The sequence below is a fragment of the Pseudooceanicola sediminis genome (assembly GCF_003575965.1).
Lineage (GTDB): Bacteria > Pseudomonadota > Alphaproteobacteria > Rhodobacterales > Rhodobacteraceae > Pseudooceanicola > Pseudooceanicola sediminis.
This window is the reverse complement of the sequence record NZ_QWJJ01000003.1, coordinates 19,507-32,288: the sequence shown is the minus strand read 5'-3', so window position 1 is coordinate 32,288 and position 12,782 is coordinate 19,507. Positions and strand designations below refer to the sequence as shown.

At 63.6% G+C, this 12,782-nt stretch carries 15 protein-coding genes; 8 read left to right on the top strand and 7 right to left on the bottom strand.

The window, feature by feature from the left end; translation table 11 throughout:
* Positions 1–17: 17 nt before the first annotated feature.
* Positions 18–296, bottom strand: coding sequence for a recombinase-like helix-turn-helix domain-containing protein (locus DL237_RS03825; protein WP_119397721.1), 279 nt, complete (start codon positions 294–296; stop codon positions 18–20).
* A gap of 109 nt (positions 297–405) precedes the next feature.
* Here DL237_RS03825 and DL237_RS03820 point away from each other — a divergent pair, with 109 nt between their 5' ends.
* Positions 406–747, top strand: a complete 342-nt coding sequence (locus DL237_RS03820) for a hypothetical protein (protein ID WP_233544854.1) — start codon at positions 406–408, stop codon at positions 745–747.
* On the top strand, positions 744–1,118 hold the full coding sequence (locus DL237_RS03815; protein WP_119397719.1) for a RidA family protein: 375 nt from the start codon (positions 744–746) through the stop codon (positions 1,116–1,118). Before DL237_RS03820 ends, DL237_RS03815 begins: the two co-directional genes overlap by 4 nt.
* A 158-nt stretch (positions 1,119–1,276) precedes the next feature.
* On the opposite strand, the gene DL237_RS03810 is transcribed toward DL237_RS03815, so the two are convergent.
* Both DL237_RS03810 and DL237_RS03805 read right to left on the bottom strand, forming a co-directional pair.
* Positions 1,277–2,134 (bottom strand): GNAT family N-acetyltransferase, encoded by an 858-nt coding sequence (locus DL237_RS03810; RefSeq protein WP_119397718.1) that lies wholly within the window; start codon positions 2,132–2,134, stop codon positions 1,277–1,279.
* Positions 2,131–2,841, bottom strand: a complete 711-nt coding sequence (locus DL237_RS03805; RefSeq protein ID WP_119397953.1) for a GntR family transcriptional regulator — start codon at positions 2,839–2,841, stop codon at positions 2,131–2,133. Before DL237_RS03805 ends, DL237_RS03810 begins: the two co-directional genes overlap by 4 nt.
* A gap of 349 nt (positions 2,842–3,190) precedes the next feature.
* Here DL237_RS03805 and DL237_RS03800 point away from each other — a divergent pair, with 349 nt between their 5' ends.
* From DL237_RS03800 to DL237_RS03780, 5 genes are all read left to right on the top strand, one after another.
* Positions 3,191–4,186, top strand: a complete 996-nt coding sequence (locus DL237_RS03800) for an ABC transporter ATP-binding protein (RefSeq protein WP_119397717.1) — start codon at positions 3,191–3,193, stop codon at positions 4,184–4,186.
* A gap of 57 nt (positions 4,187–4,243) precedes the next feature.
* Positions 4,244–5,509 carry an ABC transporter substrate-binding protein gene (locus DL237_RS03795; protein WP_119397716.1) on the top strand — a complete coding sequence of 422 codons (1,266 nt, stop codon included), beginning with the start codon at positions 4,244–4,246 and terminating at the stop codon, positions 5,507–5,509.
* Between the two features lie 208 nt (positions 5,510–5,717).
* Entirely contained in the window at positions 5,718–6,614 is an 897-nt protein-coding gene (locus DL237_RS03790) for an ABC transporter permease (RefSeq protein ID WP_119397715.1), read from the top strand.
* A 1-nt stretch (position 6,615) separates the two neighbouring features.
* On the top strand, positions 6,616–7,452 hold the full coding sequence (locus tag DL237_RS03785; RefSeq protein WP_119397714.1) for an ABC transporter permease: 837 nt from the start codon (positions 6,616–6,618) through the stop codon (positions 7,450–7,452).
* Between the two features lies 1 nt (position 7,453).
* Positions 7,454–8,101 carry an aspartate/glutamate racemase family protein gene (locus tag DL237_RS03780; protein WP_119397713.1) on the top strand — a complete coding sequence of 216 codons (648 nt, stop codon included), beginning with the start codon at positions 7,454–7,456 and terminating at the stop codon, positions 8,099–8,101.
* Between the two features lie 3 nt (positions 8,102–8,104).
* Here the strand turns inward: DL237_RS03780 and DL237_RS03775 are convergent, their stop codons facing one another.
* From DL237_RS03775 to DL237_RS03760, 4 genes are all read right to left on the bottom strand, one after another.
* A complete protein-coding gene (locus tag DL237_RS03775; protein WP_119397712.1) occupies positions 8,105–8,896 on the bottom strand; it encodes an NAD-dependent epimerase/dehydratase family protein in 792 nt (263 codons plus the stop codon).
* Positions 8,897–8,918: 22 nt separating this feature from the next.
* The gene (locus tag DL237_RS03770) at positions 8,919–10,196 is read right to left on the bottom strand and encodes a TRAP transporter large permease (protein ID WP_119397711.1); all 1,278 of its coding nucleotides are present in this window, start codon (positions 10,194–10,196) and stop codon (positions 8,919–8,921) included.
* Positions 10,197–10,718: a TRAP transporter small permease gene (locus DL237_RS03765; RefSeq protein ID WP_119397952.1), complete on the bottom strand. Its 522-nt coding sequence runs from the start codon at positions 10,716–10,718 to the stop codon at positions 10,197–10,199.
* Positions 10,719–10,880: 162 nt separating this feature from the next.
* Positions 10,881–11,855 (bottom strand): TRAP transporter substrate-binding protein, encoded by a 975-nt coding sequence (locus DL237_RS03760; protein ID WP_119397710.1) that lies wholly within the window; start codon positions 11,853–11,855, stop codon positions 10,881–10,883.
* Between the two features lie 153 nt (positions 11,856–12,008).
* Between DL237_RS03760 and DL237_RS03755 the strand changes: the two genes are divergently transcribed.
* Positions 12,009–12,731 (top strand): FadR/GntR family transcriptional regulator, encoded by a 723-nt coding sequence (locus DL237_RS03755; RefSeq protein ID WP_119397709.1) that lies wholly within the window; start codon positions 12,009–12,011, stop codon positions 12,729–12,731.
* Positions 12,732–12,782: the final 51 nt, after the last annotated feature.

The window sequence follows — 12,782 nt, the reverse complement described above, 5'->3', positions numbered from 1 at the left end:
ATCACTCCCTCTTTATCTCAGGCGCCGATGCCGTGTTCGGCATGGGCAGCATCATGGCTGGCATTGATCGCCTTCAGCTCGGCCTCGAAGATGTCCAGCGTCCATGCGCCCGTCTCTCCCGAAGGGCGCGCATCACCGCGTGCGTTCAACTGCTCGACCACCTGCGCGAAATCGTGGCAGCCGGTTTCATAGATGCGCTCCAGTGCGGCGGCAAAGGTTGTCTCCGCCGCGTTCAGATCACGCCCCTTTGACTGGGTTCGAAGTGCCGGGTCCTGCATCTCGTCCTCGCTGTTCAATAAAGATCACTCTGTTCCTATTTGAAATAAACCCGATTCACGGTATGCTCTGCAAGTGTTTTCCCGACCCCGACCTGAAAAAGCTGAGGACAAGATGACAGAAACCGTGATGCTTACCGTATTTCTGAGGCACGACCAGTCAAAGAACCTTGAACAAATTCAAAGTCATCTGTCGGATCAGGACTGGTGGCGCGGCTTCCCGCCAGAAGGTGCCGAAATTCTCAGCTGGAATGTCGTGATGGGCATCGGCCAGGTGGTGACGCTGCGCATGGCGCCCGAAATCCTGCCAAAAGTGAATGTCGAGCTTGAGCGCCGCGCCTGGGGAGTCTTCTCGACCGAATTCTTTCCCACCTACGATTTCATCCCGGTGCGTGACCGGTTGGGCCGCGAAGATGCTGAAAAACGCGCCAAGGACGCCGGCGAGAATGCCCCGCAGGGGGCGGCGGAATGAAGGCAGTCACCGCTCCAGGCGTCCCCGATCCGGTTCCGGGCCTGTTTTCCAACGCCATCGTCGCGGACGGTATCGTCTATATTTCAGGCATGCACGCCGGTGGCCCCGATCCGGTGCCCGACGCCATGCTGGATCAGGCCCGGATCGCGATCGGCCGAGTCGTCGCGCTGGCCCGGGCCGCCGGGAATGCGCGGATCACCAAGATCACCGTCTATGTCACCGACATGGCCGACCGCGCCGCCGTGGCACAGGCCCGGCGCGAAGCCTTTGCCGATGCGCCCCTGCCCGCCGCCACCATGCTTGAGGTTTCGGGCTTCGTAGACCCCGCCCTCAAGATCGAGGTCGAGGCCATCGCGCACCTGCCGCGCTGATACACCACGTCACGCCAGAGGCACGAAAACGGCCTGACAGCCGATCCACGTGACCAGAACGCTTGACCAAGCGACCGGGCCCGGCGGCCCGGTTGCCAGATCCCCATCCCGGTTTCAGCCCAGCTCCATCGTGGCTTCAGCCCAGCTCCATCCCGGCTTTAGCCCAGCTCCATCGTGGCAATCGCCTGCATCCGCGCGTCGCCTTCGGGCGGTGCCCCGCGGTACATCCGCGCGGTTTCAAAGGTCATGACGAACCCCGCGGCCAGCAACAGCGCGCGCAGGCCCTCATTGGCCTCGGGCAGATCCACCGTGACGGGCGCACCCGGCAGCTCGGCACAGGCGGCCCGGATCAACATCATTGCGGCGGCGGCATTCGGGGCGATGACAGGCCCGATCTTCACGCCGTTCCGGCACTGGCGGATCGTGGCAAAGCCGCCCAGATCGTCCCGCACGACCGTACGTCGCACGGATGACCGGCCCAGCCATCCCGACAGGAACGCCGGGCGCGGCACACCTCCGGCGGCGGCGTCCAGCGCGATCATCGCCTTGATTTCACCTGCGGCCAGCGGGCGGATGCCCTGCCGCGTCGGCTGTTCCCCGGGCGGGGCGCCGCCGCCGCTTCCCTCGAAGTGGCCCTCGAACCGCCCTTCAAAACGCTGTGTTGCGCCCTGGCGGAGAAACCCGGATCGGGCATAATTCTCCTGCTGTGCCGCCACCCCGTCCAGTCCGATGCTGCGCATACCGGCGTGGGCCACCGCGTGTTGCCATAGCGAAAAGCCGACGCCCCGACCGCGCCATTCCGGGCGGCACAGGTACAGGCCCAGAAACGCCTGACGCGGGTTGTGGTTGATCACCGCGATACCCGCCACCGGGGCCCCCGCGCGCTCCGCGATGAAAAAGCCGCCCGGGTCGGCGGCATGGAACGCCTGCGCATCGCCCAGTCCGGGGTTCCAACCCTCTTCGGCCGCCCAGTCCAGCAGCATATGCAGGTCCTGTGGCTGCGCCGTGCGGATCATCCCCCCAGCGCCTCTTGCAGGGTGCGGGGTGCCGAATTGACGTTGCGCAGATCCAGCGATGACAGCAGGTCCAGCAGATGGCTCTTCATCAGGTCCTCGGCCAGATCGCCATTGCCGCTGGCCAGCGCATTCAGCAACGCGTCATGGGCATGGCTTTCGCACATGGCCGTGCGCCGCTGCCAGTACAGCGCGATGATCAGCGACGACCGCGCAATCAACTGGCGAATGAAATCCTCGATCGTGGCCTGATTGGCAATCCGCGCGATCTCGATATGAAACAAGCCGGACAGATGCAGCGCGCGCCCCGGCTCGCCCCGGTCCAGCGCCGCGTGTTCATCCGCGATATGGCGGCGCAGCGCGACGATATCCGCCTCGGTCACGCGCTCTGCCGCCGACCGCGCCGTGCGCGGCTCCAGCAGGGCGCGCGCCTCAAAGACCTCGCGCGCCTCGCGCACGCTGGGCTGCGCCACATAGGCCCCGCGATTGCGCCGCAGCTCGACCAGGCGGTCGTGCGACAATTGTTGCAGGGCGGCGCGCACCACGGTTCGGCTGACACCGTAGATCGCGCCGACCTCGTCCTCGCTCAGCTTGGCGCCCGGTTGCAGACGGTGTTCATGAATGGCCAGCGCCAGCTCGGCCACCACGCGCTCGCTCGCGCCGTCACGGGTGGTGTCCTTGGCGGCCGTTTGTCCGTTCTTCCGATCCATCATGCGTCGCGCCCTGTTCCCATGTCCGATTCTTCGCGCCACGGGCCGCGAAAGGCAACAGGTCTCGCCGCCGGCAGGGGGAACGCCCCGAATGCGACAGTGTTGTATACAATTATGTGTTGAAAATTGTGCACAAGGCCAGCGCAACCGATGCAAGAACAGGCAAATCGTGTTTCCGGTGGCGCGGTTGCATTTTTTGCTGCGCCTGCAACGCAAAGCTGCCCCAGGCTCAGCTGCATCGACTGCGCCTCGCCCGCCGCCAGCCGCCGGGCACGGGGCACAGGCTTCACGGGGCACAGGCTTCACGGGGCGCGGGCTTCACGGGGCACAGGCTTTCAGAGGGGACGACATGCGGACAGGCCAGGATCTGGAACTCAGCCACGTGACAAAGCGCTACGGGCATACCGTTGCGGTCAGCGACATCAACCACGTCTTCACCAATGGCTCCTATGTCTGCCTGCTGGGGCCATCGGGCTGTGGCAAGTCGACCACCTTGCGCATGATCGCCGGGCACGAAACGATCAGCGAAGGCTCGATCATCCTCGACGGGACGGATGTGTCCCATTTGCCCCCCGCCAAACGCGGCACCGCCATGATGTTTCAAAGCTACGCGTTGTTTCCGCATCTCAGCGTTCGCGACAACGTGGCGTTTTCCCTGCGCATGCAGGGCCAGGACAAGGCGACACGCCACCGCGCCGCGAACGAGATGCTCGACCTGGTCGACATGATCCACCTGGCCGACCGCCTGCCCGCGCAACTGTCTGGCGGCCAGCAACAGCGCGTCGCACTGGCCCGTGCGCTGGTGACGAAACCCCGCGTGCTGCTGCTGGACGAACCGCTCTCGGCGCTGGACCCCTTCCTGCGCATCCGCGTGCGCGGAGAGCTCAAGCGCCTGCAACGCGAGCTTGGCATCTCGTTCATCCACGTCACCCATGGCCAGGACGAGGCGCTGGCGCTGGCCGATGAATGCGTCGTGATGAACAACGCTGTCATCGAACAATCCGGCCCCGCGCGCGAGGTATTCAGCCACCCACGCACCGAATTCGTTGCCCGCTTCATGGGCGGCCACAACGTGATCGACCTTGACGGGGCGCGCTATGCGCTGCGCGCCGACGGGGTGCACTTTGCCCCTGCTGGCCTGCCCGCCGCCGTTCCCGCCATCGTGCGCACCATCGAATACCAGGGCAGCCATGTCGCCGTCACCTCGTCCATGACCACTATGGGCGAGAACACCGAAGTGCTGGCCCTGATCCCCGAAGAGACCTTCTTTGCGGACCCGAAAAACCCAGGCGATGCCGTCGGCCTTGCCTGGGACGAAGGGCGGCTGCACCGCCTTCAGGCCTGATCGATCGCGGGCCACCCCACCCAACCAAGAACACGACAACAGCGAGGAACTGAGAAAATGAGCAAGATGCGCTATAGCCGCCGCTCCATGTTGAAAGCCGGGGGCGCCGCCCTTGCCGCGTCTGCGCTGCCGGCGCCGATGGTCTGGGCGCAGGAGATCAAGGACATCACCCTGCGCCAGTTCGGCACGGGCGTGTCGAACCTGAACGACGTCGGCAAGAAGGTGAAGGAAGACCTGGGCTTTACCCTGGAAATGACCGCGCTGGATTCCGACAGTGTCACACAGCGCGCCGCCACCCAGCCCGACAGCTTCGACATCGCCGATATCGAATACTGGATCTGCAAGAAGGTCTGGCCGACCGGCAACCTGCAGGCCATGGATGTCAGCAAGATCGCCAATTACGACAAGATCGTCGGCATCTTCAAATCCGGCAAGCTGACCCCTGAGAGCGAGATTGCACAGGGCACCGCGCCGCATACCGTCGGTTTCATCGAAGAGCCGGGCGCGACCAGTTTCGCGGACGAGCAGACCAACTGGATGACGCTGATCCCGACCATCTACAACGCCGACACGCTGGGCATCCGCCCCGACCTGATCGGTCGCCCGATCAACACCTGGGCCGAGCTGCTGAACCCCGAGTTCAAGGGCAAGGCATCGATCCTCGACATTTCCTCGATCGGCATCATGGACATGGCCATGGTCTGCGAGGCGATGGGAGAGATTCAGTATGGCGACAAGGGCAACATGACCCGCGAAGAGATCGACAAGACCTTCGCGATCTTTACCGAGGCCAAGAAGGCCGGCCAGTTCCGCGCCTTCTGGAAGACCTTCGACGAGAGCGTCAACCTGATGGCGTCGGGCGAGGTCGTCATCCAGTCGATGTGGTCGCCCGCCATCACCGCCGTCAAGTCGCGCGGTATCGAGTGCGTCTACCAGCCGCTGAAAGAAGGCTATCGCAGCTGGGGCGGCGGCCTGGGCCTGTCGTCGTCGCTGTCGGGCATGGAGCTGGATGCGGCCTATGAGTACATCAACTGGTACCTGTCGGGCTGGGTCGGCGGCTATCTGATGCGCCAGGGCTACTATTCGGCCGTGCCCGAAACCTCGAAGGACTACATGAGCGAGAACGAGTGGGGCTATTGGTTCGAGGGCAAGCCCGCGACGGATGTCATCACCTCGCCCACCGGTGACACGCTGGCCCAGGCCGGCGAGCTGCGCGACGGCGGGTCGTTCTATGACCGCATGGGCAGCGTCGCCTGCTGGAACGCCGTCATGGACGAGAACCAGTACATGGTACGCAAGTGGAACGAGTTCATCGCCGCCTGACCGGGCGCGCGAGATGACAAAGGGTGGGGGGGCTGTCAGCCCCCCCACACCCCCCGAGGGTATTTCCGGCCAGATGACAGGGAGGCCGCGGCGCGAATGCCGCAGCGCGGCACCGACGTGAAGCCGACAGGTTGCAGACGGGATACCGTGCGCGGTTTTCCCATGATTCCGGCGGGTTGCCCGCCGCAGGGCGGAGAGTGATGCCGACATGAGTGAACGCACCGCAAAAAGATCCTTGGGCGGTCTGGCAGTGTTGCGCAACCGCCACGTGACGGGCTGGTTGCAGGCGGCGCCGCTGAGCCTGATCCTGATCGCCTTCCTGATCTTGCCGATCATCACGATCGTGATCGTCAGTTTTTGGCGGGCCACCGAGTTTTCAATCATTCCTGCATTTTCCCTTGAGAACTACGAGTTTCTCTTTGGGTCGCCGGTGACCTACCGGGTGTTCGGCGCGACGTTCAAATATGCCTTTCTGACCTGGGCCTTTACCCTGTCGATCGGATTCACCGTGGCCTATTACCTGGCCTTCCACATTCGCAGCCAGCCGGTTCAGATCGCGCTGTTCCTGATCTGCACGATCCCGTTCTGGACCTCGAACATCATCCGCATGATCTCGTGGATCCCGTTCCTGGGGCGCAATGGCATCGCCAACCAGATGCTGATCAGCTGGGGCGTGATCGACGAACCGCTGGAGTGGCTGCTCTATTCCGATTTCTCGGTGATCCTGGCTTTTGTGCATCTCTATACGCTGTTCATGGTGGTGCCGATCTTCAACACCATGATGCGCATCGACAAGTCCCTGCTGGAGGCGGCGCGCGACAACGGGGCGAGCGGGTTTCAGACATTGGTGCACGTGATCATTCCGCTGACCAAGCCCGGCATCATGATCGGCACGATCTTCGTGTTGACGCTGGTGATGGGGGATTTCATCACCGTGCGCTTCATGTCGGGATCGCAGCGGGCCAACGTCGGCCGCCTGATTTCCAACGATATCGGGCTGTTGCAGTATCCATCTGCCGCGGCCACCGCCGTGGTGCTGCTGCTGACGGTGCTGATCGTGATCGGCATCCTGCTGCGCTTCGTCAACATCCGAAAGGAGCTTTGAGATGGAACCGCGTCCGCGCAGCTTTTACGTTCTGACCGCGTTTTTCGCCCTGTTCGTCCTGTTCCTCTATGGGCCGACCCTGACCATCGGCGTGCTGAGCTTTCAGGGCCCCGGCGGCGGCCTGACGTTCCCGATGCGGGGGGTCTCGCTGAACTGGTTCCGCGAGTTGTTCATGGAGCAGGCGGTCGGCGACATCTGGGGTGCGTTCCGGCGCAGTGCCGCCCTGGGGCTGATGGTGATGGTCACCACCGTCGTCGTTTCGGTCATGGGCGGACTGGCATTTCGCAAGCGGTTCGCCGGATCGGCGGTGCTGTTCTACCTGACGATCACCTCGCTGGTGATCCCGTCGATCCTGATTTCGCTGGGGGTCGGGCTGATCTTCAACCAGCTGGGGTTCAAGGTGCATTGGGCGACGTCCGGCTTCGGCTCGCAGCTGACCTGGACGCTGCCTTTCGGCCTGTTGATCATGTTCGCCGTCTTCAACCGCTTTGATGCGAGCTACGAGGAAGCTGCGCGCGATCAGGGCGCGACCGCATGGCAGACGATCTGGCATGTCGTGCTGCCGATCATCGCGCCGTCGCTGATCGGGGTGGCGCTGTTCGGCTTTACCCTGTCCTACGACGAATTCGCCCGCACGCTGCTGACCGCCGGCAGCTACAACACCCTGCCGCTTGAGATTTTCGGGATGACCACCAACGTCACGACCCCGGTGATCTATGCCCTCGGGTCGCTGACGACGCTGTTTTCCTTTGCCATCATCGGGGTTTTCCTGGTCGTGGTGTGGACCATGGGCAAGCGGCGCGCGCGGCTCGGCTCGGACGCGGGCAAGGGCGTCTGAGGTGCGATTGCTCTATATCAATCCGAACGCGACCGAGGCCGTCACCGACACCGTCGTCGCCACTGCGCGCGCCGCCCTGCCGCAGGCCGAGGTGATCGGCTGGACCAACCACGACGGCCCGCCCGCGATACAGGGTCCCGCCGATGGGGCCGCCGCGGTGCCCGGCCTGCTGGCCCTGCTGCCCGGCGCGGCGCGGATCGGCGCGCAGGTCATCGTGATCGCCTGTTTCGACGACACCGGACTGGCCCAGGTGCGCGCTGCCGCCCATTGCCCGGTCATCGGAATCGGGCAGGCCGCATTCCACATGGCGGCCCTCTTGGGGGGTGGCTTTTCGGTTGTCACCACGCTGCCGATCTCGGTTCCGGTGATCGCGGCCAACATCGATGGCTACGGGTTTTCCGACATCTGCGTGTCGGTGCGGCCCAGCGACCTGCCGGTGCTGACGGTCGAGGCCGGTGGCCCCGCCGTCATGGCCCGCCTTGGCACGGAAATTGCCGCCGCCCATGCTGAGGGCGCCGCCTCGGTCGTGCTGGGATGCGCGGGCATGGCACACCTCAAGAACGACCTGGCGGCGACCGCGCCGCTGCCGCTGATCGATGGGGTCGCCGCCTCGGCCCTGCTGGCCGGGGCGATGATCACCCTGGGCTGATGCCTATTTGTGGATCGGCTCGGCGGTGAACATGCCACCCTGATAGACCGATTGCGGCGCATCCGGGGCGGGACAGGCCTCTGCCGCCTCGATCTCGTCGCGGTAGACTTCGGAGTTGTCCTTGGCCCGCCAGCCGATCAGCTTGGCGGTCGAGGTGTCCCACCAGCAGGCGTCGTTGTCCGACACGCCCCAGATCACCGGACAGCCCAGCATCGGCACCCGGAACACGCATTCCACCAGATGCACGAAATCGTCCGGCGACATCCATGTCGCCATCATCCGCCGGTCGCGCGGTTTCTCGAAACACGACCCGATGCGGATCAGCGCCGTCTCCTGCCCGAACTTGGAATGATAGAGCGAGGCCATCGCCTCGCCAAAGCACTTGGAGACACCGTAGAGGCCATCCGGCTTCATCGGATCGGTGACATCCAGAACCTGATCCTGGCGGTAATATCCGATCGTGTGGTTCGACGTGGCAAAAAAGATCCGCGGATGGCCATGGGCGCGCGCGGCCTCATACAGGTTGTAGACGCCGGTGATATTGCCCGCCTGGATCAGATCCCAGCTGCGTTCTACCGAGACGCCGCCCAAATGCAGGATGGCGTCGCAATCCTTGACCAGATCCATCACCGCGGCGGCGTCGGACAGGTCGCATTGCACGACCTCCTCGTTCGCGGCGGCGGGTGCCATCTCGGCAATATCCGACAGCCGCAGCACTTCTGCCAGATGCCCCAGACGGGCGCGGGCGAGTTTGCCCAGATTGCCCGCCGCGCCGGTGATCAGCAGTCGTTTCATGAAAGTCTCCTCAGATTCGTCATTATTTCAACAGGCTGGGCAGGAACATCGAGAACGCGGGCACATAGGTCACCAGCAGCAACGACACCAGGATCGCCAGGTAGAATGGCCAGATCGTGCGCACCGCATGTTCGATCTTGATCCCGCCCACGACGCAGCCGACAAACAGGCAGGCCCCCACCGGCGGCGTGCACAGCCCCAGCCCGAGGTTCATCATCAGGATCACCCCGAACTGCACCGGATCCATGCCGATGCCGACGACGACGGGCAGGAAGATCGGCGTGCAGATCAGGATCAGCGCCGCCATGTCCATGATCATGCCCAGCAGCAGCAGCGTCAGGTTCAGCAACAGCAGGATGACGATCGGGTTGTCCGAGATAGAGGTCATCGCCGTCGCCAGCGTTTCCGGCACCCGGTAGAGCGCCAGCAGATAGGCAAAGGACGACGCCGTTGCGACCAGCAGCATCACCAGCGCAGTCGTCCGCACGGCCGAGATCACGGCCAGCTTGAACCCAGGCCAGCTCATTTCCCGGTACACCAGCAGCGTCACGACAAAGGCCCAGATCGCCCCGAACGCACCGCTTTCGGTCACGGTCATGACACCCGACAGCACACCGCCGACGATGATCACCGCCGTCAGCAGCCCCGGCAGGGCGACGACAAAGCTGATGGCCAGCGCGCTCCAGCCCGGAAAATCCTCGCGCGGGTAGCCCCGCTTGACCGCCACGGCCCAGGCCACGACACCCAGGCACAGGCACATCAGGATGCCCGGAATGATCCCCGCGATGAACAGTTGCGACACCGAGACACCCCCGGCGGCCACCGCGAACAGGATCATGTTGTGACTTGGTGGGATCACGACCCCCGCAACCGAGGATGTTACCGTCACGTTGACGGCATAATCCGCGTCATAGCCCTTTTCCTTCATCACCGGCATCAGGATCGCGCCAAGGGCCGATGTGTCGGCCACGGCAGACCCGGAAATCCCGCCGAACAGCATGGAAGAGGCCACGTTGACCACGCCCAGCCCGCCGCGCGACCGGCCCACGACACTGGCGGCCAGCCGCACCAGACGGGCCGCGATGCCGCCCTGCAACATCAACTCGCCCGCAAAGATGAAGAACGGGATCGCCAGCAGCGAAAAGACCGAGATACCGGACATGACGCGCTGAAACGCGATGAACAGCGGCAAGCCTTCAAAGGTGAACCCGGCGACGGTGGCAAGCCCAAGGGCAAAGGCCACAGGCATCCCCGAAATCAACCCGATGAAAAAGGTGCCGAACAACAGAATAAGGCCCATTCAGCCCTCCGCGGGGTCTTCGCCACGAAACAGCGCAGCGAGGTGTGACAGGGAAAACAGCACGGACAGAAAGCCGCAGATCGACATCGGCACGGCGCGCCAGCCCTCGGAAAAGCCCAGCATCGGGATGCTGCGCTGCCATGTCTTCTGCGCCAGCTCCAACCCGTACCAGCCAAGGTAGGCACCAAAGACGATGACGCCGATGACCGCCAGCCAGCGCAGCGGAACGCAGATCGCAGGGGGCATCATCTCGCGCACGAAATCGATCGACAGGTGCGCCTTTGCCCAGACCCCGGCGGCGCCGCCCAGAAACGTGATCCAGACCACCATCAGCAGCGCGGCCTGTTCGACCCACGTCGGCGTGTCGTTCAACACGTAGCGGCCAAAGACCAGCCAGCCGAAGATCACGATCAGCGCGACCAGCAAAATACCCGCCACGACCATGCAGACCTGGGCCAGCAGCGCCAGAACCGCATCGACCGTCCCGGTGCGTGGTTCTGTCTTGCGTGAAAGATTGGACATGCCTGTAAATTCCGCCCCCTTGGTTTTCAGCTCGGCCATGTCAGCCGGCCGTTTATCGGCGTTGAGGTTTTCGGGCCACGCCAGCCCGCGCGCCGGAACACCGGCACCGGAAACTCAGACGCCGGGCCATTTCTGGCCCGGCGCTTTGCGGTGTGCTGACGATTACTCGGTGGCCTGGATATCCTTGACCAGCGGCTCCAGATCCGGGTTTGCTTCCAGGAAACCGGCATAGACCGGTGCCATTGCATCCTGGAAGGCCTTGGGATCTTCGACCTCGTTGATCTCGACACCGGCCGCTTCGACCTTGGCGCGGCTCTCCATCTCACGCTTGGCCCACAGCTCACGCTGCAACACCGCCGCGTCGACCGCAGCCTGCGTCACGATCGCCTTGTCCTCCTCCGAGGTGGCATCCCATGTCGCGGTGGACACGCAGATGCACTCGGGGATGATCAGGTGGTTGGTGATCGAGTAATACTTGGCCACTTCGTAGTGGTTCGAGCTCTCAAAGGACGGATAGTTGTTTTCCGCGCCGTCGATCACGCCGGTCTTCAGCGATTGATAGACCTCGCCGTAGGCCATCGGCGTGGCGTTGCCGCCCAGATCGTCGACCATGTTCACGTAGAGCTCGTTGCTCATCACGCGGAACTTCAGCCCGTCCATGTCGGCGGGTGTCTTGATCGGATGCTTGGTGTTGTAAAAGCTGCGCGATCCGCTGTCGAACCAGCTCAGCGCGACCAGCCCCGCCTCGGACAGGGCATCGGAAAAGCGTTGGCCGATCTCGCCGTCCATCACGGTGTGCATCTGCTCGACATCGCGAAAGATGAAGGGCAGCGACAGCACGTTGGTCGCGGGCACGATCTCGCCCATCGGACCCATGTTGAAGTTCGCGAAATCCAGGCCGCCGTTGCGCACCTGTTCGATGGCATCGGGCTGGTCGCCCAGCGTGGCGTTGTTGTAGACCGTCGGTTCGATCCGGCCATCGGTCTTTTCCGCCACGTCCTTGGCAAAGGACTCCAGCGCAACCGTGTTCGGGTAACCTTCGGGGTGAATATTCCAGCCGCGCCAATCCTCGGCAACAGCCGGAACAGCGATCAAGGCAGCCAACGCGCCTGACAGCGCAAAGCGGGTGAACGTCATGGTCTCTCCTCCCAATCGTCCTTGGCGGCACATACCGCCGACGGAAAGATGTATGACAAGTTGTATGATCACCTGTCAACACATATGATCTATGCTGTCAGAAATTGACATCCGCGCGTCAATCGTCCTTATGGAATCTGAAGGGAAGCACTTATGGCACAGCAGGTAACACCGCGCGGCAAACGCAATCTCGTGGCCTCGGTCGCCGGTCATCTGCGCAGCCAGATTACCGATGGTGCCTTTCAGCCGGGTGACAAGCTGCCCTCCGAATCACAGCTCACCACCGAATTCTCCGTCTCTCGCACCGTCATCCGCGAAGCGATTGCCACCCTGCGCGCCGATCACCTGGTCGAACCGCGGCAAGGCGCGGGCGTTTTCGTCCTGCCGCCGCTGGAAGAGGTGCAGCGCCCGTTTCAGATGGTCGATTCCGCCCGAATTTCGCAGATACTCGAAATGCTGGAACTGCGCGTCGCGGTCGAGATGGAGGCCGCATACCTCGCCGCATCGCGCCGTTCCCCCGCCCAGGAAGAGGCGATTTACCAAGCCGAAGCCGAGATTCGGCGCCACGCCGCAGCGGGCGAAGCCACGTCCGAGGCCGACCTGACCTTTCACCTGGCCATCGCGGACGCCTCCAACAACCCGCGGTTTCGTGAGTTTCTTGAGCTTTTGGGCATCGCCCTGATCCCGCGCGCCAAGCTGCAAGGTGATGGCAACACCCGCAGCCCCGAATCCTACATCGCGATGATCAGCGCCGAACACCGCGCCATTGCCGATGCCATTGCCACGGGCGAGGCGGACGCGGCGCGTGATGCCATGCGCCACCACCTCAAAGGCAGCCAGGAACGTTATCGCGCCCTGATCCGCAATACCGCCTGACTCATCATACATATTCTTGACATTCATCATGTAAGTTCGCTACCCCTGAAC

Excerpts from the sequence above, each read along its gene's own strand:
- DL237_RS03770 (WP_119397711.1), bottom strand. The coding sequence starts at position 10,196 with ATGGGCCTTATTCTGTTGTTCGGCACCTTTTTCATCGGGTTGATTTCG.
- DL237_RS03800 (WP_119397717.1), top strand. The coding sequence starts at position 3,191 with ATGCGGACAGGCCAGGATCTGGAACTCAGCCACGTGACAAAGCGCTAC.
- DL237_RS03815 (WP_119397719.1), top strand. The coding sequence starts at position 744 with ATGAAGGCAGTCACCGCTCCAGGCGTCCCCGATCCGGTTCCGGGCCTG.
- DL237_RS03810 (WP_119397718.1), bottom strand. The coding sequence starts at position 2,134 with ATGATCCGCACGGCGCAGCCACAGGACCTGCATATGCTGCTGGACTGG.
- DL237_RS03795 (WP_119397716.1), top strand. The coding sequence starts at position 4,244 with ATGAGCAAGATGCGCTATAGCCGCCGCTCCATGTTGAAAGCCGGGGGC.
- DL237_RS03755 (WP_119397709.1), top strand. The coding sequence starts at position 12,009 with ATGGCACAGCAGGTAACACCGCGCGGCAAACGCAATCTCGTGGCCTCG.
- DL237_RS03765 (WP_119397952.1), bottom strand. The coding sequence starts at position 10,718 with ATGTCCAATCTTTCACGCAAGACAGAACCACGCACCGGGACGGTCGAT.
- DL237_RS03805 (WP_119397953.1), bottom strand. The coding sequence starts at position 2,841 with ATGGATCGGAAGAACGGACAAACGGCCGCCAAGGACACCACCCGTGAC.
- DL237_RS03820 (WP_233544854.1), top strand. The coding sequence starts at position 406 with ATGCTTACCGTATTTCTGAGGCACGACCAGTCAAAGAACCTTGAACAA.
- DL237_RS03785 (WP_119397714.1), top strand. The coding sequence starts at position 6,616 with ATGGAACCGCGTCCGCGCAGCTTTTACGTTCTGACCGCGTTTTTCGCC.
- DL237_RS03775 (WP_119397712.1), bottom strand. The coding sequence starts at position 8,896 with ATGAAACGACTGCTGATCACCGGCGCGGCGGGCAATCTGGGCAAACTC.
- DL237_RS03760 (WP_119397710.1), bottom strand. The coding sequence starts at position 11,855 with ATGACGTTCACCCGCTTTGCGCTGTCAGGCGCGTTGGCTGCCTTGATC.
- DL237_RS03790 (WP_119397715.1), top strand. The coding sequence starts at position 5,718 with ATGAGTGAACGCACCGCAAAAAGATCCTTGGGCGGTCTGGCAGTGTTG.